Source organism: Tautonia plasticadhaerens (genome assembly GCF_007752535.1).
GTDB classification, from domain to species: Bacteria; Planctomycetota; Planctomycetia; order Isosphaerales; family Isosphaeraceae; genus Tautonia; species Tautonia plasticadhaerens.
The window spans coordinates 5320662-5341136 of sequence record NZ_CP036426.1 but is presented as its reverse complement, the minus strand read 5'-3'; the positions used below and the strand labels follow the sequence as shown (position 1 = coordinate 5341136).

Below are 20475 nucleotides of genomic sequence, written 5' to 3'. Positions count from 1 at the left end.
CCGCTCCGAATCCGTTCCGAGTCTGGGGGTCGTCCCGAGTCCCTGGGAGGCCGGGCCGGTCAGGGGGCCGAAGTTCGCCCCCCGGGGGGGGCCGGGCGGGCGGCCGAGGAGGTCCGGAGGGCGGCGACCGCTTCATCACGGCCCGGATAGATGACCCAGGGCGCCGGCCCGGGGAGCCGGAAGACTTCCGAGAGCCAGGGGCCGAGCCCGCAGAAGACGACGTCGCCCCCGCGTTCGACCCGCACCCACTTGAAGAAGCGGATGACCCAGCCGAGCCCGGTGCTGACGATCGCCTCGACGCCGGTGAAGTCCAGGACGACCCCCGCCCGACGCTCGAGCCGATCGGCCAGCCCTCGGAGGTCGCCACCGAACCGATCGACGACCGACGGGGTCCAGATCGAGTCGACCAGGAACCGGACGACGACCACCCCGCCGCCCATGTCCGACTCGACCAGGATCGTCGAGCCGGGCGGCGGGGGAGCGGCCCCGGGATCGGCATGTGGCGGGCCCATCGCGTCGCGGCCTTCCGACGAGGCGATCCGGCCCCGGCTCAGAACGAGTCGAGGGCCGACTGCTCGTCCTTGTAGATCGGGAAGACCTGGTCCAGCCGGGTGATCTTGAAGACCTCCAGCAGGTCCGGGTGGATGCAGCAGAGCTTCATCGTCCCCTTGACGGCGCCGACCTTCTTCTTCAGCTGGATCAGCTTGCCGAGGGCGGCGCTGGAGAGGTACATGACGTTGCTGAAATTCAGCAGGAGCCGGGAGTGGCCCTGCTCATCGACGAGGCCGTAGAGCTGTTCGCCGACCTCCTGAATGACCTCGTCGGAGACGATCTTGCTGTCGGTGAAGCTGACGACGACCACGTCGTCGATCGTCTCGAGCTGGAGTCGCTGGCGGGCACCTTGCGACATGGGGCGAGCTCCTCAAGGCCGGTTCAAGGCGGGGCCGGGATCGCGGGCCGACCGGACGGGGGCGTCACGATCGGTCGATGCGACATCCCCCGGGTGGCCAAACGCCCGGGTTCTCCGTCGCCGGCTCCCGGCACCTAATCTACCCGATCGAAGATTCGTATTACCATAGCACGGCCGAGATCGAAAATCCGCCCCCCGGCCGGATTCCCTCCCGATTCCCGAGGGCCGGCCGGGGCCGACCCGACGACTGGAGTCCCACTTGCCGATGAACACCGCACTCATCGCCTGGCTCGTGCTGCTGGCACCGGGCTGGGTTTCCCCCGCCCCCCAGGACGACCCGAAGCCTGCCGACGCCGGGAAACCCGACGAGGAGTCGACGAAGGCGTCGAAGCCCCCGATCGTGGTCGACCTGACCCTCAAGGGGACCCTGGCCGAGGCCCCGTCCCCGCTGGGGCTCGACGGCTCGCCGATCGAGAAGAATTTGCCGACCTTGCTGGGGAAGATCGAAACGGCCGCGAAGGACGACGAGGTGAAGGCCCTGGTCCTCCGGTTCCGGGACCTGGCCGTCGGGCCGGGCAAGGCCAACGAGCTGCGCCGGGCGATTTCCGACTTCCGGGAGACGGGCAAGCCCGTCGTCGCCCTGCTGGAGATGGCCGGCAACGCCGACTACTGGGTCGCCTCGGCCGCCGACCGAGTGGTGATGCCCGAGAGCGGCTCGCTGATGCTCTCCGGCCTGGCGGCCGAGGTCACCTTCTTCAAAGGGCTGTTCGACAAGCTCGGCGTCCAGCCCGACTACCTGCAGGTCGGCGAATACAAGGGGGCCGCCGAGCCCTACACCCGGACCGAGATGAGCCCCGAGTTCCGGGAGGAGCTGACCGCCGTCCTCTCCGACGAGTTCGACCTGTTCATCGAGTCCATCGCCGAGGGCCGCAAGCTCGACGCCGCCGTGGCCCGGGCCCTGGTCGACGACGGCCCCTACACGGCCTCCAAGGCGGTCGAGGTCGGCCTGGTCGACGAGCTGGCCTACCCGGACCAGGTCGAGGAGCACCTGGCCGAGGCGCTCGGCGTGAAAGAGGTTAAGCTCGACGAGGAGTATGGCGAGCCCGAGCCGGAGGACTATTCCGGGTTCGCCGGGTTCATGAAGCTGCTCCAGGAACTGTCCGGGGAGGGGACCAAGGCGGCCGAGTCCAAGGCGCCCAAGGTGGCCGTCATCTACGCGACCGGCGTGATCCAGGCCGGCAAGTCCTCCCCGGGGTCCTTCCTGGGAGAGGCGGTGATGGGCTCCGACACGATCGTCGAGCAGATCGAGAAGGCCGAGCAGGACGAGACGGTCAAGGCGATCGTCCTCCGGGTCGACTCCCCCGGCGGCAGCGCCCTGGCAAGCGACCTGATGTGGCGGGCGATCGTCGAGGCCGAGAAGCCGATCGTGGCCAGCATGTCCGACACCGCCGCCTCCGGCGGGTACTACATCAGCATGGGCTGCGACTCGATCTTCGCCGAGCCGGGCACCCTGACCGGCTCGATCGGCGTGGTCGGCGGCAAGTTCGCCCTCGGCGGCCTGCTGGAGAAGGTGGGCGTGACGACCGACACGGTCCGGGTGGGGGAGAATGGGGCCCTGTTCTCCCCCTTCTCCCCCTTCAACGAGGAGCAGGAGGAGGCCGTCCGGGCGATGATGGAGGACACGTATCGCCAGTTCGTGTCCAAGGCCGCCGAGGGGAGGGAGATGGAATTCGACGCCCTGGAGGACCTGGCCGGGGGCCGGGTCTACTCCGGCCGCAAGGCCAAGGAGCTCGGCCTGGTCGACGAGCTGGGGACTCTGGAGGAGGCGGTGGCGAAGGCGAAGGCGCTGGCCGACCTGGGCCCCGAGGTCGAGGTCGAGCGGCTGGTCCTGCCCGAGCCGAAGTCGATCTTCGAGTCGCTCTCCGAGGCGTTCGACGGCATGGGGATCCGCGCCCCGGTCCTCGGCGTCGAGTCCGTGCTGCCGGAGCCGATCCGGTCGGTCGCCGCCCGGGCGGAAGCCCTCCGCAAGCTGGTGGAGCGGGAGCCGGCGGTGCTCCTCCTGCCATTCGAGGTCCGCATCCGCTGATCGACCGACGCCCCGCCCTCCCCCGCCCGGGGAGGGCGGGGGGGCGAGTGGGGGCTCCCTCAGCCTCGCCCCCGGCTCGCCTCCTCGACCTCGGAGAGGTAGGCGAGGGTCCGGTCGAGCTGATTCTTGAGGTGCCGGACCCGGAGCAAGCTCTTGACCCGGCAGAGCAGTTCGACCTTATTCACGGGCTTCGTCAGGAAGTCGTCGGTCCCGGCCTGGACGCCGCGTTCGAAGTCGGCGGCCTCGTTCAGGGCGGTCACGATCAGGACCAGGGTGTTGCTCGTCTCGGGGTCGGCCCGGATCGTCCGGCAGACCTCGAAGCCGGAGACGCGGGGCATCATCACGTCGAGCAGGACGAGGTCCGGTTTCTGCTCGCGGACGACCTGGAGCGTCTCCTCGCCGTCGGCGGCGGTGAGGATCTCGCAGTCGATCCCCGAGAGGTACGCCTCCAGCAACTCGACGTTCTGGGGGTGGTCGTCGGCGATGAGGATGACCGGGCGGTCCGGGGTGGTGTCCATGGGCGTCGCGTTCGCCAGGTTCCGGGGGAGGAGGGAGGGGCGGCGACCCGGCGGGGCCCCCTGTCGGGGCGAGTCTAGCAATTCCGAGTGGTCCGAGGAATGGCGTTTCCCGGGGTCCCGATCGGGGCGGCCCGACTTGCCCCAAGCCGTTCGCGGTGTAAGACTTTATTGGTGAGCGTCGAGCGATCCTCCGGGCCGGTGTCCGGGGGAGATCGACCGGGTCGTAAGAATGAAGGCGGTGGCGTCGGCTCCGGGGCCATCGAAGGCCGGGGTGGGCTTTCCCTCCCCTCCCTCGCCGGGCGATCCCGCCCGCGATACCGCCCGAGCCCCCCGAGACACACCCCCCGCTCGATCGACTCACCTGGGAGGTCTGGACGTGCCCCTCCGCGACTTCGACCGCCAATTGCTCGACCGATGCCTGAAGCGGGAGCCCGGCTCCTGGATCGAGTTCGTCGACCGCTACATGGGCCTGATCTATCACGTCATCCACCACGTCTCCTACGCCCGGAGCGTCACGCTCAGCCAGGCCGACGTGGAGGACATCTGCGCCGAGATCCTGCTGCGAGTCGTCGACGACGATTACGCCGTGCTCCGCCGCTTCAAGGCCCAGAGTTCGCTGCCGACCTACCTCACGGTGGTCGCCCGCCGGATCTGCGTCAAGGAGATGGTCAAGCGCCAGCGAGAGGCCTCGCTCGGCCATACGAGGGCCCACCGGGCGGCCGTCGACGTCGAGGATCTCACCGAGGAGGTCGTCGAGCCGATCGCCTCGGCCGAGGATGTCGAGGCGATGCTCCGGCACCTCTCCGATCGGGAGGCGAAGGTCATCCGCATGTACCACCTGTCCTTCCTGAATTACCGGCAGATCGGCAAGGAACTGGACATCCCCGAGAACTCCGTCGGCCCCATCCTCGCCAAGGCCCGCCGCAAGCTCCGGGAGGCCGCGGAGGAACGCTCCCGCTGAGCGAGCGTGACGCCGCCCCGGTCCTCGTTCCCGTGACTCGTTCCCGTGACTCGTTCCCGACGGCGCGACCAGGCCACCGTGGCCGACGGCCGTGGATGCGCCGCAGTCCGGGGATTTGCGGCCCCGTCCGGATCGGGATGGGTCGATTCGTTCCCGCCGTGGCCGTCGTCGCCGGCGCCCGTTTGATCGGCTCGCCGTCGTCGATTGGTCCCCTCATCCTGGCGATGGGCGCCTTCCTGTTCCAGACCGACAACCAGCCCTGCACATCCCGGATCCGGGGATTGAGCCTGCTCGTGCCCGCCTCGGGGGGCGTGGTGCGGTGAGCGGCGGGATGGGCGATTCAGTCCAGATCGAGCCGGACGCCGAGCCGTCGGAGGGCGTCGCGGAGCGCGGCGGGGTCGACGGATCGGACCACCGCGGCCGTGGGCCCCAGGCGGTCGCCGAGCAACGGGCGGGTGTCGGGATGCTGGAGCAGGCCGTCGAGGATTTCGGGGTCGGGGGCCCGGAGCAAGAGCGGTCGGTCGGCCTTGAGGGGAGGGGGGAGCCCCTCTCCTTCGAGGTCGACCAGGCGGGCGATCAGGCGGACGGCGGGGGGGATCTTGCCGCCGGTCCGGTGGGCGTACCACTGGGAGAGCGAGGCGGCGGTCATCCCCTCGGCCGAGGCCCGTCGGAGCGACTCCGGGGAGACGACGTATCGGCGTCGGAGGGCGTCGGCGGGCGTGTCCGGGTCGAGGTCGGCGAACCGGGACAACTCGGCCTCGACGAAGAGGTCGCCCCGGGCCGGGTCGGCGGAGAGGGAGACCCCGTCGGCGCCGACCCCGACGCAGGTCTCGGGGGGGCGGCGATAGTCGCGGGCCCCGGCGAGCCGGAAGCGTTTGAACGGGATCGCGCCTTCGTCCTCGACGAGCAAAACCCGGTCGGCCACCCGCATCGGCGGCGAGGAGGGGCCCTCAGGCCAATCGGCCAGGGCCTCCTCCAGCTCGGAGGGGGAGCCGAACTCGATGAGCGTGGCGGAGGAGAAATAGGTGAGGCGGTCGCGTCGGCCGGCCCAGGTGTCGATGGCGCCGGAGACCCCGTCGGGGAGGGGGCGGACGGCATGCTTGCCCAACCAATCCCGGATCTCACCGGCCGAGAGGCCGGAGGCGAGGCCGCGGTCGATGGAGTCGGAGTTGAGCCGGAGCGTCAGGGCCGACCCGAGCTGTTCCCAGCGGGCGAACCGGCTCAGTCGGCCGATCAGCGCGGGGTTCATCCCCTGTCGGTAGGCGACGATCTCGAAGTTCGGCTGGACGAACAGGAATTGCTCGATCCGAGGGGGGGGCGGGGGCGGCGGGCCGAGGCCGAGCACGTAGCGGCCCCGGGGGGAGAGCTGCACCGCCGGGAGACCGCCCGGCCCGGACTCGCCGACCCGGACGAGGCCGAGCAGGTAGGCCGGGCCGAGCAGGGCGGCATGCAGCGCGTCGAGCATCGGGTCGTCGGGCGGCGGGGGCTCGGGCCGGCCCTTCCGGCGTTCGGGCTTCGACTCGGCCGGGGCGGGCGGGTGCATCCTCGCCCCGAGCCAGGTGGCGAGTTCCTCCAGGAGGAACCAGTCGTCCTCCCCGGCCGAGGCGAGGGCGAGCAGGGAGGCGATCCGGAGGGCGAGCGAGGAGCCGGGGTCAGCGGCGGGGCCGAGGCGCAAGTCGCCGCCACCGAGCCAGCGGGCCGCGATCATCTGGGGCAGGTGGACCCCGTGCTCGCCCCAGAACTCAGAGGGCGCGGAGACGATCCGGTCGGAATCCGGCTCGTCGAGGAGCAGCCCGACGGACCGGGCGAGGTTGAGCCAGCGGGAGACGGGGTCGTCCACGGGGCGGAGCACGTCGGCGATCGGCCCGGCGAGGGCGGGATCCTCGTCGAGACGCTGGCGGTCCCGCTTGTAGAGATCCCCCTGCCGGGTCCGTTTCAGGGGCGCGGCGTCGGCGAGCTGCCAGAGGGCCGCCAGGCGGAGCACCGGCTCGAGGCCGTCGGACTCGCGGACGAGCCGGGCGGGCTCCCCCAGGGTAGCCGGCCCGTCCCCGAGCGGGGGGCGGATGCGGGTCGATTCGAGGGCGGCGGGGTGGGCGACGAACCTCAGCCCGGGGATCCTCCCCGGAACGAGCGGGAAGAGCTGGTCATCGGGGCCGTCCGGGGCCGGCATCGGGGCGACCAGGCCGAGGGCGAGGGGGCGATCGAGCGCCCGGGCCGGGTCGACGCCCAGGCCGAGCAGGGCCTCGCCGAGGGCGACGGCCGGCCAGACCGGCGTCTCGGTGCGGGAGAAGAGGCCGAACGCCTGGTGCGGCTCGGGGCCGAGGGCGTCGAGGATTCGGCCGACGGTGCTCGGGGCGTCGAGATGTTCGGCCAGCGCCTCGTCCAGGCCGAGGGAGCGGCGGCCCGGGTCGACGCCCAGTTCCTTGAGGATGGCCCGGAGCCGCCATGGGCCGGACGTGGCCAGGGCGGAGCGATAGGAGCAGGGGATCGGGGAGGCCCCGTCCCCGTCCTGGGCGTCGCCCTCGGGGCCGTCCTCGGGCTCGTCGGTCGGCAGGTCGTCGGGCGTCGGGTCGGTCATCGCCATGTCATCGCACGACGCGGGGGGCGTGCCCCATGCGCCTCAGCTCCTCCAGCAGGGCGGCCTCGTCCTCCGGCCTGACGAGTAGGACCGTCTCCGACAGGCGGCCGGCGATCAGCCGGGCCAGCGGCTTGCGGGCCATCAGCTCCTCGATCACGAGGGGATCCTCGGTGCGGATCAGGGCCACGTTGCGGTGCAGCTTGATCGGGGTCCGGGGCGCGGGGGTCGGGGTCATCGCTCACTCGCCCCTCGCGCCGGCGCGTTCTCGACGGGGAGGCGAGTCGACGGCCTCGTCGTCGGCCTCGTCGTCGGCCTCGGGGGGGCGGGGGCCGGGGGCGAGGCCGTCGAGCAGGTCGGACGCGTCGAGGATCTCGTAGGAGTAGCCCTGCTCGGTCAGGAAGAGCTGGCGATGGTGGGCGAACTCCATCTCCCGGGTGTCCCGGGAGACGAGCGAGTAGAAGGTGGCGGGCTCCTCACCCCCCTTGGGCCGGAGGATCCGCCCGAGCCGCTGGGCCTCCTCCTGTCGGCTGCCGAAGGTGCCGGAGACCTGGACCATCACGTTGGCGTCGGGCAGGTCGATGGCGAAGTTGCCGACCTTGGAGAGGATCAGCTTGCGGATCTCGCCGCGACGGAACTTGCCGTAGAGATCCTCCCGGACGCCGTTGGAGGTCTGGCCGGTGATCAGTGGGATCTCGAAGCGTTCGGCGAGGCGCCTGAGCTGGTTCAAGTACTGGCCGATGACCAGGACGCGGTCGTCGGGGCCGTCGTGCCGGGAGAGCAGCTCCTCGACCAGCTCGTCCTTCAGGGGGTTCTCGCTGGCGAGTCGGAACTTGTCCCGCCACTCGGCGATTGCGTACTCCATGCGGTTCGGGTCCGGCAGCCCGGCCCGGATCTCGACGCACCGGGCCTCGGCGATCCAGCCCTTCTGCTCCAGGATCCGCCAGGGCACGTCGAATTTCTTCGGGCCGATGAGGCTGAAGACGTCGTCCTCCCGGCCGTCCTCCCGGACCAGGGTGGCGGTCAGGCCGAGCCGGCGTCGGGCCTGGATGTCGGCGGTCACCCGGAAGACGGGTGCCGGCAGCAGGTGGACCTCGTCGTAGACGATCAGGCCCCAGTCGCGCTCGGCGAACAGCTTGAAGTGGGGGAAGGGGCCGGTCTTGCTCGGTCGATAGGTAACGATCTGGTAGGTGGCCAGCGTCACCGGGGCGATCTTCTTCTCGGAGTCCCCGGTGTAGGTGGCGACTTGCTCGTCGGTGAGATCCGTCTTGTCGAGGATCTCGCGCCTCCACTGCTCGACGGCGGTCGTGCTGGTGGTCAGCACGAGGGTCTGGGTCTTGATCTTGGCCATCGCCGCGATGCCGACGATTGTCTTGCCGGCGCCGCAGGGCAGGACGATCACCCCGGAGCCCCCCCGGGCGTCCCCCCCCGCGTAGAAGGCGTCGACCGACTGCCGCTGATAGTCCCGGACCTGGAAGGCGCGGCCCGAGCGGGCCTCCCCCTCCCGGAGGTTCACCTCCAAGGGGGTGCCGGGGGAGTACCCGGCGAGGTCCTCGGCCGGGTATCCGGCGGCGATGAGTTGCTGCTTCAGCAGGCCGCGGTGGGAATCGTCGACGGCGAACGAGGTGTCGTCGATCCGGTGGAAGAGTAGATCACGCAACCCTTTGCGGCGGGCCAGCTCCTCCAGCAAGGGGCGATCGGAGGAGATCAGCCGCAATTCACCGTCGACCCGCTCCAGCCGGACCCGGCCGTACCGGCCGACCAATTCGGCCAGGTCATTCCCGAGGCTGGGGGGCAGCGGGAACTTGGTGAAGAGGCCGAGCACGTCCACCATCTCGTCGGCCGTCATCCCGGCGGCCGCCGCGTTCCAGAGCGACAGGGGGGTGAGCCGGTAGGTGTGGATGTGCTCGGGGCTCTTCTCCAGCTCCGCGAACGGGGCGAGGGCGTCTCGGGCCTCGGGGTAGAGCGGATTATCGACCTCGAGCAGGACCGTCCGGTCGCCCTGCACGATCAGGGGGTTGGCGGGGTTGTACTGCTGCATTGGGCTCCATGCCGAGGGGGCTCGGGTCGCCCGACCGCGCTCCGGCGGCGGGGGCGAGGGTGCGTCGTGCGATTCGATCCGGTCTCAGGGCCAAGGATTCATGGTACGCCTTCGGCCCCGGGTCGGGCAAGGCAGGTCGAGCCCGGAGCGGGGAGGGTTCGCACGCGGGGCCGAAGGACCGCAGCGGGAGCGGAGGGGGAACCTGGCAGGAGGGGGGACCCCGGCAAAGGGCCCGGATCCCCCCGTCCTTCCCGCTCCCCCGCTGCGTCGTTGCGACCGGGCGTGCGGTCCCCTCCACCGACCACCGTCCCCGCCCCCCTCGCGATCGGGCCTCCGCCCCACTAGGATGGGCGACGATGCCCCCCATCTCGGGAGCCGCCCTGATGAGACGGACACTGCCTGCGGTCGCCTTGCTGTTGACCGGCTCGATCGCCCCCGCCGACGACTTCGACCGCCTGGAAGGCCGGGTGCTCTCCGGTCTGGTCGAGGGGCCGGGCGTGGTGGCGAGGGACCGGCTGACACTGCTGGACCTGGCCGCCATGCCGAACATGCTGCAAGGGATCCGCTCCCCGGTGCTGCTCGTGAGGACGGACCTCGGGAACCCGAGTCGGGTCCTCATTTCCCCCGGGTTCCGGCCGGCCCATCCCGAGGACGGAGCGGATCCCGACGCTCCCCCCGAGTTGGTTCCGGTCCTCGTCCTGGAGCGGTTCGCGACCTTCGAGGCCGGGGGCGGCTCAGCCCCCGACCGCCTGGCCGAGGGCCGGGGCGTGATCCTCTTCGGCGGCTTCACGTTCGATCTCGATTCCGGCCAGGTCGTCCCCGAGGGGCAGGGGGGGGACCTCCGCTTCGTCGTCGAGGACGAAGGGGGGGGCGGTCAGCGGCTGGAGGCGATCGGCGGCGCCTCGATTTCCACGCTACAGACGCCGCCCGAATTCCCCGAGACGGCCCCCGGCACCCCGTCTCCCGGCCGGTCGATCCTGCCGGGGGACTACGCCGGGCGCTATCGCCTGTACGCCGACGGCTCCCTCTCGGGGACGCTGGATCTCGACGTCGAGGGGCGATCCGTCTCGGGGCGGTTCCGATCGGACCAGACCGGCTCGTCGTACGAGGTGCGGGGGGAGGTCGAGGACGGGCCGGATCCCCCGGTCCGGTTCTCGGTGCAGCTCCCCCGGACGACCCAGGAGTACGAGGGTCGCCTCTTCTCCGACGGCAAGGGGGCGATGGCCGGCTCGCTCGTCATGGTCGACCGCGAGCGGCCGTTCTTCGCCCTCCGGGAGGGCGGCCGCGTCGTCCCCGAGGGAAAGGCGGTGGAGCTGCCTTGAGTATCCACGACGGGAGGGGATCTCACGCAGAGACGAAGGGCCGCAGAGGAACGGGGAGCGGGAGGGTGAGATTCCCCTCCTCCCCTCCGCGACTCTGCGCCGTTGCGTGGGGTCCTCGGTATTCTCCAGGCCTCGGAGGAGTGGGTTTATGGACGCATTCCAGTTCCCCAGGTGCCAGGCGATCCCCGGGGTCGATCGCGCCTCGCTGGCGATCGACGGGCGGGAGGTGGTGGGGTACGAGTACGCGCCGGGCGGTTCTCGGCCGTTTTTCTACCCCATGCTTGGCCCCTCGGGGAGGATGCTCACGAGGATGGGGCACCCGAACCCGGTGGGCCACGATCACCACAAGTCGGCCTGGTTCGGGCACCAGTTCGTCGACGGGATCAACTTCTGGGGGGAGCCCCAGGGCAAGGACGTGCAGGTGAGGCATCGCCGCGTCCTCTGGTACGAGGATCGGGCCGACTGGGCCGCCTTCGCCGCCGAGCTGGAATGGTACGCCGAGGGGAAGGTACGGCTCTCGCACCTGCTGATCGCCGCGGTGGAGCCGATCGGCGAGGGCTACGCGCTGGACCTGCAATCGCAGTTCACTTCGCCCGACGGCCGCCCGGTGGAACTGGGAAAGACGAAATTCGGCTTCCTGGGCGTCCGGGTGGCCAAGACGATCTCGGAACAGTTCGGCGGAGGCACCCTGACCAGTTCCGAGGGTGCCACCGGCGAGGACGCGATCTTCGGCACCCGCAACCGCTGGGTGGACTATTCCGGACCCGTCGCCCCCGAGGTGGTCGAGGGCATCTGCTACCTCGACCACCCCGACAATCCCCGGCACCCCTCCCACTGGCACGTCCGCCGAGACGGCTGGATGGAGGCCGCCTTCTGCCTGCCCGAGCCCCATGGCGTGGCCGTCCACCACCCCCTCGACCTCCGCTACCGCCTGCTCATCCACCCCGGCCCGGCCGATCGATCGGCCCTCGATGCCCAATGGGAGCGTTTCGCCCTGACTTCGGCGTACCTGTTCGAGGAGAGGGCAGCAGGGGGGTTCCCGGGCATCCGGCGGGGGTATGAACCCAACAGTGTGCCCGGCTCTTCCTGAAGCCCCGACAAAACCTGGTGCTTTACATCACATCGTGGTGGAGGATGCGGAAGCAGACGACACAGGCCGCCAGGGTCGTCCAGGCGTCCTGGATCACCCCCAGCCGGTCGTACCTCACTCGCATCCGTCGCAGCCCCTCGAGCCAACCGATGGTCCGCACGCCAACCTACCACGCCGAGCCCGCTGCCATGGGGCGCCTTCCGCTTGGCGATGTGCGGGTCGATGCCCATCCAACGCAGGTACTCCCGGCTCGACTCGCTGTCGTAACCCTGCTGACCGAACCTGATCTCGCAACCAACCCGGGCGGTTGCCGTGGACTCGACTGAAGACATTTCAGGCAGCGGAAAGCTGGATCGATTGGGTGAATTCCGATGATCTAAAAATTGATTTTTCATAATCAAAAATTACCTATGAATACTCAAGAAAACTTGCAGGCTATCCGGGAATTGCAGAGCAGCGTAAGGTGTTGCCGAGCCAGGGAGTTCGCTCGTCACGACGGCAACAGGAGCGGCCCCGATGCGCAAGCCCTACCCTTCGGACATGACCGACGAGCAGTGGGCCGCCCTGGAGCCGCTGATCCCCGTCTCCTCGCCGCGGCGACCTCGCGACGTCGAGATGCGGGAGGGGCTCAACGCCATCCTCTCCCATTCACATTCCGGCTGATGCTGTCTATTCTGACGGGGTCTCCTCTGGTTCCCAGGCAGGAGGCCCCCAATGATGCGCATCCGGCTGCCCGATGACGAGGTGGTATCCCTGGAGCAGGTCCTTCGGACCACAGCCGATGCCAAGCTCCGCCACCGGGCCCAGATCGTCCTGATGGCCCACCGGGGCCGGCCCCGCTCCCGGATCGCCGCCGGCACGGGGACCGGCCCACGCTGGGTCCAGCGGCGGTTCAACGCCTACCTCGTCGGCGGGCCGGACCGGCTCCGGCCCCGCAAGGCCAAGGGGGCCCCGCCGAAGCTGACCGAGGACCTGGCACCGACGCTGCGGCGGTGGGCCATCGATGGTCCGGCCAAGCAGGGACTCGACCGGGCCAACTGGACCTGCGAGGAATTGGTCGAGCACCTGTACCAGACCCAGGGCATCCGGGTCCGCAAGTCGGCCATGCAGGCGCCTCCTGCCGCCGCAACGAGATCCGGCCCTACCGGCCGACCTACCGCTTCCTGCGGGGCGATTCCGAGAAGCAGGCCGCGGCCCCCGGGACGAGGCCCGCTTCCCGATGGTGCCGACGCTCGGCCGCACCCCCGGCGTGAAGGGGCACCGCCCGACGTCCGGGACGGGGGACTGCAAGGACCCGATCTACGTCTCCGCCGTCGTCAACGCCGTCACGGCGGCCATTCACGCCAACCTCCTGGAGAGCCCCAAGGATGCCGCCAAGAGGACGGGCAAGAGCAAGGCCCGCCGGCTGCCGGAGGCGTTCGCCGCCCACCTCCGGCACGTCGGCCGGCTCTATCCCCGGGCCGAGCACGGTCGGGTTGTGCTGCTGATCGACAACGCCCCCTGGCACGCCGGCAAGGCTGTCGCCGGAGCCCGGGCGGACCACCCGCACCCGAGGCTGAAGCGGCTGCCCAGCTACAGCCCGCAGCTCGACGTCATCTAGCAGTTCTGGGAGCTGCTGCGGCGGCGGGCGACGCACGACCGGCTGTTCGACACGATGGCCGATTTGAAGCGGTCGTTGCGTGCCAGCCTGTGCGACTACCAGACGGTGCGGGGCCGCATCCGGAGCCTCGTCGCCGGTTGCTACGCCCCGACCCCAAAACAGACAGGATCAGCCGAGAGTGAATCTGGAGGAGTGACGAAGCCCAGACTGGCCCGAGAAGATGGGAGGGCCAAACCTGGCTGGAGGAAATCTTTTACGGGCGCGGCACGGTCTGAAACTGATTGAAAGCGCTATCAGTAGCGCTTTGGCGTCAGCTTCAGGGCTGCTCTTTTTCACGGCGAACTGCTCTTTTTCACGGCGAACTGCTCTTTAACCTATTAGACGGGAAGGATTTAGAACAAACCAGGGCGAGAGGATTTTAATCTCCGACCTCACGGACCCGAAGCGCGAGCACATGACTGCCGAATTAGCCCTGAACTCAAAATCCGAGAGCATCCTACGTCTTTTCGGCCCTTTTGCAAGGCGTTGCGAAGAAGCGCGGAAAACACAGGGAATCGCGATACTTCGGGGCCAAACCCATTACCAACCCGATACCGGTGTGTTGCTCACAGAAAGGATCTGGCTCAAACAAGGGTCAGGACCCGAATGGCATGTCGTTAAGCCGGAGCCGTTCGCACCGAGGAGGTTGTCACGATTGATCGCCGCGATGACGTCGCATAGCGCGGGGACGGACCCGTGCCTCCCAGGAGCTCACCGCGATGAGCGCCAGTCTCAATCGGATCCTGCACCAATCCCGCGACGCCGGTACCTCCGCCTCGGGGCTCGAAGCGATCGTCCACGCCTGCCGACAGGTCAACTATACCGCCTGGCGTGATCGCCTCCCGAATCCCGCGGTCACGATGCAGGCCTCCCTGCTGCATGTGCTCCACGGCAACACCGCCTGCGCCCGTCTGCCCCATCTCGCCGGCCGGGGCTTTACCGCCTCGGCCTCCTTAAAGGCCCGAAGCAAGCTCCCCCTGGGCCTCTTCGAGGCGATCCTTCGCAGCTCGGTCCGATCGCTCCAGGCCGCCGTCGATGCCGCTGGACGCTGGCACGGCCCTCGGACCTTCCTCGGCGACGGCTCGGGGGCCTCGATGCCCGACACGCCCGCCTTGCAGGAGGCCTTCGTCCACCCCACCGGCCAACGCCCGGGCTGCGGTTCCCCGGTCGCCCACCCGCTCGGCCGGTCCCATGCCGCCACCGGGTTGCTGCTGCAACTGCTCGTCGACCCGCTGCGGGCCCACGACATCGCCGCGGTGCCGAAGCTCCACCCGCAACTCGAGCCGGGGGACCTGCTGGTCACCGATCGCGGCTTCTGCTCCTATGGGCCCCTGGCGTTGCTGCTCAGAGATGGCCTGCGCGGGCTGCTTCGCGTCCCGGGGCGGATGGTCGTCGACTTCACCCCGCATCGCCCCCATGTCACGCCCGGGTCGCGCCGCTCGAAGTCCCAGGGCAAGGGGCCGCCGTGGTCCCGCTGGCTCCGGGGGCCGGGGCCCGAGGACCAACTGGTCGAGTGGCTCAAGCCGGCGAGCGCCCCGCCCTGGATGGCCCCGAAGGTCTTCGCGGCCTCGCCGGAGGCGCTCGTCGCCCGCGAGCTGAGATATCGCGTGGACCGGCCCGGCTCCCGCGGCGAGGTCACCCTGGTCATCACGCCGCTAGACGGGGAGACCTATCCGAAAGAGGATCTGAGTCGCTCATATCTCCAACGATGGGAGCAGAGGCCTGCCTGGGTTACCTCGAGACGGCGATGAAGGTGGGCGTGCTCCGTTGCCGGGCCGTGGAGGGCGTCCTCAGGGAGCTGATGACCTTCGCGCCCGCCTACAACCTGATCCGCCTGGCGATGCTCGGATCGGCCCGTCGTCAAGGGGTCGAGGGGCAGCGGATCAGCCTCGTGGACGCGATGCGTTGGCTCGTCAGCCCGAGCGAGGGGGAGGGGCGGGAGGACCTGGTGGTCAATCCCTCACGCCCCGGTCGCCGAGAGCCTCCGGTGAAGAAGCGTCGTCCGAGGCGGTTCCCCTTCCTGACCAAGCCCCGGGGCGAACTCCGCAAGGAGCTCTCCGAGGAAGGATTTGCGGACTAAGGAGCCATCCAAGAATAAGTTCCGAGTTCCTCTTGGCCCATATCAATGCAGCACTTGCGGCTGCCGTGGGCTGATGGTGTCGTTCCAGTCCGGGCAGACCTCATGCCGCTCCCGGTCCAGCCGCTCCATCACGGCGGCGGGCACCTTCACCTTCGTCGGATATTCCGCCCGGTCCAGGCTCGCCGTCACTCCCGCCCCGCCGACCTCCGTCCCACGGGCCCAGCCGAGCATCGCCTCCAGGCTTCGCAACGGCTGCCCGGCCCAATTGATGCTCACCGGCCCGAAGAGCCGATGCTCCACCGGGTTCCACTTCGACGCCCCGGTCGGGTAGTGGCAGACCGTCACGTGGAGCCCGTAGCGGTCGGCGATCCGCTCCTGCAGCCGGGCCTTCCAGAGCCGGGGGCGATGGCCGTTGCTGCCGCCGCCGTCGGCCAGGATCAGCAGCTCGTCGGCCCCCCGGTATCGCTCCGAGCCGTGGCGTGCCCACCACGAGCCGATCGCCTCGACGGCGAAGGCCGGCGTATCCGCCGAGGTGCCGACGCAGACGTGCCCCCGGCCCGAGAGCACGTCGCAGATGCCGTAGGGGGTCGCCCGGCACTCGGCATCGCTGAGGAAGTCATAGACATTGACCTCCTCGGGCTCTCGGAGCCAGGCGGCCCCGGCGTTCTTGAAGTTGCCGACCAGTTCCTTCTTCTTGCTATCGACGCCGATGATCGGCTGCCCCAGGCCCTCGAAGATGGCGATCCGCTCGTCGATGTTGCGGGACTGCCGGTCCCGGTCGGGGTGATCCGGCCCGGTGAACCGCTTTCGGTTGACCCGCAACGAGCAGTCCTGATCCCGCAGCAGCCGGGCGATGGTGGTGGGGCTGAGGTCGTGCCCGAGCCGCTCCAGGTCGGCCCCGATGGCCGGGAGGCTGCGGCGGACGAACTCGGTCGGACCCATCGGGTCGCCGCCGGTCGTCGGCTCGACGACGGCGGTCAGGGCCGGGACGACCTCGGGGCTTTTTTTTCGACGGCAGGCCGTCCGCCACCGGGCAAGCGGACCCGATCGCCGGGCCGGCCCTGCAGCGAGTCGGCCAGTTCCCGTCGGCCCCGGCGGATGGTATCGACGTCCAGGCCGGTGATCCGGGACAGGAGGCGACCGCCGCCGTGGCCGACCTTGGAGGATTCGACGGCGGCGTACCAGCGGCGTTGCTGCTCGTCGAGCCGGCTCATCAGGAGGTTCATCCGGCGATGGATCTCCTGATCGGGATGTGGCTCGGGGCCGGTACAGGAGGGGCACTGGCACGGATGGACGTCACGCTGGGGCATGGACGCGCCTTCCCTGTGGTCTCGTCGGAGTCCATGTCATCCTACCAGAAAACTGGAACTTGATCCTGGATGGCCCCTATCTCCCGCAGGGAGTCCTCGGTGACCCCGGTGAGGACGTCCCCGATGGCCTCGGGCACGGCCTGAGAGTCGGGATTCGACGCTACGAGCTTCATGATGACGACGCCGGTGAGTCCTGGCTGAACCAGGCATCCTGATCGACCCCGATGATGGGCTCGTCGGGCAGTCTCCATACGGGCCGACCCGTGGCCGCCGTCCAAGACCCGCACGCCATGTCGGCCCACCCGGTTTCCGCCTGCCTGCGAAGATGGAGCCGACGAGACGGCCCGCCCTTCCGTCGAACGGACCGTGGTCGCAGGCCCTCACCTCATCGGCCATCGGCCAGGATCTCGACCGCCAGCACGACGATGAGCAGGACGAGGCTCCCCACCGCCGCACGACGATCGACCAGGCCCATCGCCTCGCCCAGGCCGAACTGCGGGCCGAAGCGATGCCAACAGGCCAGACCGAGCGGCACGCAGATGAGCCCGAAGGCGATCAACTGCCATCCGGGAGCCCCGTAGCGGAGGAGGTCGCCGGCATCCCCGACGCCCTCAAATGACCCGACGCCCAGGTAGACGCCGTTGGCGATCAGGCAGCACCCGGCGAAGAACCGCAGCAGGTAGGCCCAGCGAAGGCGGGTCACCCTCGCGATAGTGCATCCTGGTTTCTGGAAATCCCCCGCCCGCCTGGGCGAGGGCTCGGCTTGAAGCGGCGGGTCACCGCCGGTCTTCCCGGAAAGTGCCGACCGACCCCAGGGAGACCGCCGCCGATGACCCACCAGGATCAACCTGCCGCCATCGACGAGGTCATGGAACTGCTGGCCGAGCATGGCTCCGACGGCCTGGCCCAGGCCATCGGCGTCCTGCGCGACGAGCTCATGAAGCGGGAGCGGACCCAGGCCCTCGGGGCCGCCCCCCACCGGCGATCCGAGGCACGCAAGGGCTCCGCCAACGGCTCCAAGCCCGAGACGCGGCACACCCCGATGGGGCCGATCGCCGTCCGGGTGCCGCAGGCCCGAGGCCTCGACCCCTATGCCTCGGCGTTGGAGAGGGGCGTCCGCAGCGAGCGGGCGTCGAAGCCGGCCGTCGCCGAGAGGGACGGGCCGGGCGTCTCGACCGGCAAGGGGGCCGCCATCGCCGAGCGGCCCCGCGGGTCGGAGGTCACTCGTCGGCCGGTCGTCGCCGATGACCATGCACCCCGGGTCCCGGCGCCGCATGGCGGGCTCGGGGTAGTTGGCGGCGACCCCGTTGGTCACCCGGCAGACGCGGGCCTCGACGACCCGACCCCGGCCGGGGACCTCGTAGGCGACCTCGTGCCAGCCGTCGATCGCGTCGCGCGTCGCGAGCTCGACCAGCTCGTCGACGCCCTCGGGCAGATGCCACCCCGGGCAGCCTGCCAGGATTTCCCCCAGCTCCTCGGGGACCGCGAAGCGGTCGAATGGCCCTCGGTCCGAGATCATGGTGCGAAGCCCTGAAGAGGTGGGTTCGGGTGGATCGGCGAGGCGGACGGTACCACGGGCGGTTCAGCCGCCCAGCCAGGCGGGCTGGCCGGTCACCGCCAGGACCGCGCCCCAGAGCTCGCCCTCCGGGTCGACCTGCCGCTTCCGCTCGACGGCCAGCGGGATCGGCACGTGGGCGAACGACCCGTTGAGGCCGACGACCACCAGGTCGGTCCGGCCGGACATCGCCGCGTGGGCGGCGCGGCGGGCCAGCTGGTCGCAGAGGAAGCTGTCCTCGGTGTTGGCCGCCGCGCTGCGGACGATATAGCTGGGGTCGATGTACTTCAGGTCGACCGGGCTGCCCAGCGTGCGGAAGTGCTCCACGATCCGCCCCTTGAGCAGCGGGCCGATGTCGTGGTAGCGGCGGTTGCCCGAGGCGTCGCCGCCCGCGGCCGGCTCGCCAAAGAGATTTCCTGCTTATCACGGATTTCGGGGAGCCCTGCGATCCCCTCCGAGTGAGGCCGAGATCAGCAGGTTCTGGAGCCAGTCGGGGTGATACCGCTTCCCGTTGAGCCGTTCCGCCGGGCTCCTCAACTCGGGGGTCTCTCGGACCGTCCAAGGGCACATCGGGGCGAAGTTGTGGATCAACGCCCAACCTCGCAACCCCTGCTCAGCCGCTGCCGATTTGCCGTGCAGTTGCTGCGTGCAGGACAGGTGGCAGTCGAGCCGTCGCAACAGCCGGTCCACCGGGTTGCTCGTCCGAGGGCAGCCGGGATGGGCGTAGGCCAGGGCGAACGCCTCGCGCTCCTCGCACAGTGACAGCACCTTCTCCCGCACGATCGGCTTGTCGATGTGCTTCGGGGCCCCCTCCCGCAGCCGGCGAAGCCGTTGCGAGAAGGTGCGGGCATCCGGGGCGTGATACGCACCCCAGACCCGCCCCCGGAGGGCATCGAAGGTCTCCTTCAGGTGCTTGGCCCGCTCCCGGATCTCCAGGGACGCATGGAGGAAGCAGAGGATGATCGTCGCCCCCTGGAACAACGCCCGCCAGGCCGCCTGCGTGGCGGCCCAGCCGTCGGTGTTGACCGTCCGGGGCCGGTACTCCGGGTCCAGGTCCCGGACCCCATCCCGGGACACGCCGTAGGCCCTCGTCAACTCGTCCTGATCCGCCTTCTCGGCCAACGCCAGGCCCAGGCAGCACCCGCCGCCGGCGGTGGCCGCCAGGTAGACCTCCTCGCCGGCCAAGGTCGTGTGCTTCTCGTCGGCGACCAGATGACCGGGCAACCGCTCCGGTCCCTTGACCGTGGCCCCCACCAGGCCGGATCGGCCAAGCGTGCGTCCCAGGCGATGCCAGTACATCGGGCCCCGCCCGAAGACCTCGGTCAGGGCCCAGTCAGGGACGGCGAACTTGCGGAGAAAAGGGGGGCCTGCACGTCCTCGGTGTGGGCGGTCAGCTACGGCATCAAGAACGACGGTCGGACCAGGGAGCTCTGGCCGTCGCGGAGGTCGATCCGCCGGAGCCTCCAGCCGGCCTTGCGGGAGGTGTAGGTGTCCTTCATGCGGTAGCCCCGCCGGATCTCGGATGGGAACAGTTCCGGATGGGCTTCGATCTGCTGGCCCAGATACTCCCGGAACCGCTCGGCATCGCCTGCGATCTGCTCATACTTCTGCGGGGCGCGGGGGATACAGATGGCCTTCTGTCCCCGGAGGGGCGGGGACGTGGGGTCGGCTGCCGGCATGGCGTCGTCCCTGCTGATGGCTCACGAGGCGGAGATCCGTGACCCTCAGCATAGCCGCTGTCGGACGGGCTGACATGGACATCCGCTTCCATCCCCCAAATCCGTGATAAGCAGGGACTTTCTCTTCGACCGTACCAGCGACGGTCGGAGCCTCAAGTGGTTGAGCCTCGTTGATGAGTACACGCGGGAATGCCTGGCGTTGGAGCCGCGGCGGAGCATGACGGCCGAGGAGGTCCGCGCGATCCTGGCCGCCGTCGCGGCCGAGCGCGGGGGCCCGCCGCATCGGGTCCGCAGCGACAACGGCTCGGAGTTCGTGGCGGAGGTGGTCCGGTCGTGGCTGGAGGATTCGGGGTCCGGTTCGTGGCCGGTGGCGCCGGCCAGCCCGTGGCAGAACGGGTACGCGGAGACGTTCCACAGCAAGCTCCGCGACGAGTTCCTGGACCGCGAGGAGTTCGAGAGTGAAGTGCAGGCGCGGACGTTGGGTGTGCTTTGGAAAGGGGAGTACAATACGGAACGCCCGCACAGCTCGTTGGGCTACCGGACACCGGCCGAGTTCGCGGCCACCTGCGTGAGGTACGTGCCTATCGAGGAAGACCCGACCGTGCCCACATCTAGTGAACAACCACACCCCTGATTTCCGTTATCGCTGGACCAAGAAATGGGGGGCAGGCCACACCCCCGCCGAACCCCTTCATGCAACAACACCGTT

22 protein-coding genes and 2 pseudogenes are annotated in these 20475 nt (G+C 69.8%); 11 read left to right on the top strand and 13 right to left on the bottom strand.

The features are described from left to right. Positions 1–59 precede the first annotated feature (59 nt). Both ElP_RS21410 and ElP_RS21405 read right to left on the bottom strand, forming a co-directional pair. Positions 60–512 carry an STAS domain-containing protein gene (locus ElP_RS21410; protein WP_145272756.1) on the bottom strand — a complete coding sequence of 151 codons (453 nt, stop codon included), beginning with the start codon at positions 510–512 and terminating at the stop codon, positions 60–62. A gap of 38 nt (positions 513–550) precedes the next feature. Beyond that, complete coding sequence (locus tag ElP_RS21405; RefSeq protein WP_145272753.1) at positions 551–910, bottom strand: STAS domain-containing protein; 360 nt, start codon at positions 908–910, stop codon at positions 551–553. A 265-nt stretch (positions 911–1175) separates the two neighbouring features. Here ElP_RS21405 and sppA point away from each other — a divergent pair, with 265 nt between their 5' ends. Further along, positions 1176–2996: a signal peptide peptidase SppA gene (gene sppA, locus ElP_RS21400; protein ID WP_145272750.1), complete on the top strand. Its 1821-nt coding sequence runs from the start codon at positions 1176–1178 to the stop codon at positions 2994–2996. Between the two features lie 59 nt (positions 2997–3055). Here the strand turns inward: sppA and ElP_RS21395 are convergent, their stop codons facing one another. After that, positions 3056–3514, bottom strand: a complete 459-nt coding sequence (locus tag ElP_RS21395) for a response regulator (RefSeq protein WP_145272747.1) — start codon at positions 3512–3514, stop codon at positions 3056–3058. 376 nt (positions 3515–3890) lie between these two features. Between ElP_RS21395 and ElP_RS21390 the strand changes: the two genes are divergently transcribed. Both ElP_RS21390 and ElP_RS21385 read left to right on the top strand, forming a co-directional pair. After that, positions 3891–4475, top strand: a complete 585-nt coding sequence (locus ElP_RS21390) for an RNA polymerase sigma factor (RefSeq protein ID WP_145272745.1) — start codon at positions 3891–3893, stop codon at positions 4473–4475. Between the two features lie 137 nt (positions 4476–4612). After that, on the top strand, positions 4613–4798 hold the full coding sequence (locus tag ElP_RS21385; RefSeq protein ID WP_145272742.1) for a hypothetical protein: 186 nt from the start codon (positions 4613–4615) through the stop codon (positions 4796–4798). Between the two features lie 17 nt (positions 4799–4815). Here the strand turns inward: ElP_RS21385 and ElP_RS40730 are convergent, their stop codons facing one another. The 3 genes from ElP_RS40730 to ElP_RS21370 are packed head-to-tail and all read right to left on the bottom strand — an operon-like array spanning position 4816 to position 9091. Beyond that, positions 4816–7053, bottom strand: a complete 2238-nt coding sequence (locus ElP_RS40730; protein WP_145272739.1) for a helicase-associated domain-containing protein — start codon at positions 7051–7053, stop codon at positions 4816–4818. Positions 7054–7060: 7 nt separating this feature from the next. Further along, positions 7061–7288, bottom strand: coding sequence for a hypothetical protein (locus ElP_RS21375; RefSeq protein ID WP_145272736.1), 228 nt, complete (start codon positions 7286–7288; stop codon positions 7061–7063). A 3-nt stretch (positions 7289–7291) separates the two neighbouring features. Beyond that, on the bottom strand, positions 7292–9091 hold the full coding sequence (locus ElP_RS21370; RefSeq protein WP_145272734.1) for a DNA repair helicase XPB: 1800 nt from the start codon (positions 9089–9091) through the stop codon (positions 7292–7294). A 383-nt stretch (positions 9092–9474) separates the two neighbouring features. Between ElP_RS21370 and ElP_RS21365 the strand changes: the two genes are divergently transcribed. The 6 genes from ElP_RS21365 (at position 9475) to ElP_RS21340 (ending at position 15222) form a co-directional block, all read left to right on the top strand. After that, positions 9475–10413 carry a biopolymer transporter ExbD gene (locus ElP_RS21365; protein ID WP_145272731.1) on the top strand — a complete coding sequence of 313 codons (939 nt, stop codon included), beginning with the start codon at positions 9475–9477 and terminating at the stop codon, positions 10411–10413. A 148-nt stretch (positions 10414–10561) separates the two neighbouring features. After that, on the top strand, positions 10562–11503 hold the full coding sequence (locus ElP_RS21360) for a DUF6807 domain-containing protein (RefSeq protein ID WP_145272728.1): 942 nt from the start codon (positions 10562–10564) through the stop codon (positions 11501–11503). A gap of 516 nt (positions 11504–12019) precedes the next feature. Beyond that, the gene (locus tag ElP_RS21355) at positions 12020–12166 is read left to right on the top strand and encodes a transposase (protein WP_145272725.1); all 147 of its coding nucleotides are present in this window, start codon (positions 12020–12022) and stop codon (positions 12164–12166) included. Positions 12167–12722: 556 nt separating this feature from the next. Then, the gene (locus ElP_RS39880; RefSeq protein WP_231749203.1) at positions 12723–13103 is read left to right on the top strand and encodes a hypothetical protein; all 381 of its coding nucleotides are present in this window, start codon (positions 12723–12725) and stop codon (positions 13101–13103) included. Between the two features lie 758 nt (positions 13104–13861). After that, positions 13862–14893: an IS4/IS5 family transposase gene (locus ElP_RS21345; protein WP_145272719.1), complete on the top strand. Its 1032-nt coding sequence runs from the start codon at positions 13862–13864 to the stop codon at positions 14891–14893. Continuing rightward, positions 14890–15222, top strand: coding sequence for a hypothetical protein (locus tag ElP_RS21340; protein ID WP_231749202.1), 333 nt, complete (start codon positions 14890–14892; stop codon positions 15220–15222). The genes ElP_RS21345 and ElP_RS21340 overlap by 4 nt, the downstream gene beginning before the upstream one ends. Positions 15223–15264: 42 nt before the next feature. Here the strand turns inward: ElP_RS21340 and ElP_RS21335 are convergent, their stop codons facing one another. From ElP_RS21335 to ElP_RS38475, 3 genes are all read right to left on the bottom strand, one after another. Beyond that, positions 15265–16203: an ISAzo13 family transposase gene (locus ElP_RS21335; RefSeq protein ID WP_231749837.1), complete on the bottom strand. Its 939-nt coding sequence runs from the start codon at positions 16201–16203 to the stop codon at positions 15265–15267. Beyond that, positions 16200–16448 carry a hypothetical protein gene (locus tag ElP_RS39875; RefSeq protein WP_231749893.1) on the bottom strand — a complete coding sequence of 83 codons (249 nt, stop codon included), beginning with the start codon at positions 16446–16448 and terminating at the stop codon, positions 16200–16202. The genes ElP_RS21335 and ElP_RS39875 overlap by 4 nt, the downstream gene beginning before the upstream one ends. A gap of 469 nt (positions 16449–16917) precedes the next feature. Further along, on the bottom strand, positions 16918–17235 hold the full coding sequence (locus tag ElP_RS38475; RefSeq protein WP_197447143.1) for a hypothetical protein: 318 nt from the start codon (positions 17233–17235) through the stop codon (positions 16918–16920). Positions 17236–17361: 126 nt separating this feature from the next. On the opposite strand from ElP_RS38475, the pseudogene ElP_RS39870 reads away from it, so the two are divergent. After that, a pseudogene (locus ElP_RS39870) lies at positions 17362–17757 on the top strand (transposase); the annotation flags it as partial. A 57-nt stretch (positions 17758–17814) separates the two neighbouring features. Here the strand turns inward: ElP_RS39870 and ElP_RS38470 are convergent. The 4 genes and pseudogenes from ElP_RS38470 to ElP_RS21315 form a co-directional block, all read right to left on the bottom strand. Further along, positions 17815–18051 (bottom strand): annotated as a pseudogene (locus tag ElP_RS38470) (DUF4914 family protein); the annotation flags it as partial. A gap of 63 nt (positions 18052–18114) precedes the next feature. After that, entirely contained in the window at positions 18115–18414 is a 300-nt protein-coding gene (locus ElP_RS21325; RefSeq protein WP_145272713.1) for a 6-phosphofructokinase, read from the bottom strand. A gap of 96 nt (positions 18415–18510) precedes the next feature. After that, positions 18511–19386 (bottom strand): hypothetical protein, encoded by an 876-nt coding sequence (locus ElP_RS38465; RefSeq protein WP_197446243.1) that lies wholly within the window; start codon positions 19384–19386, stop codon positions 18511–18513. 95 nt (positions 19387–19481) lie between these two features. Then, positions 19482–19766 (bottom strand): hypothetical protein, encoded by a 285-nt coding sequence (locus ElP_RS21315; RefSeq protein WP_145267830.1) that lies wholly within the window; start codon positions 19764–19766, stop codon positions 19482–19484. Between the two features lie 103 nt (positions 19767–19869). Here ElP_RS21315 and ElP_RS21310 point away from each other — a divergent pair, with 103 nt between their 5' ends. Then, positions 19870–20400 (top strand): integrase core domain-containing protein, encoded by a 531-nt coding sequence (locus ElP_RS21310; protein WP_197446258.1) that lies wholly within the window; start codon positions 19870–19872, stop codon positions 20398–20400. The last annotated feature ends 75 nt before the right edge of the window (positions 20401–20475 follow it).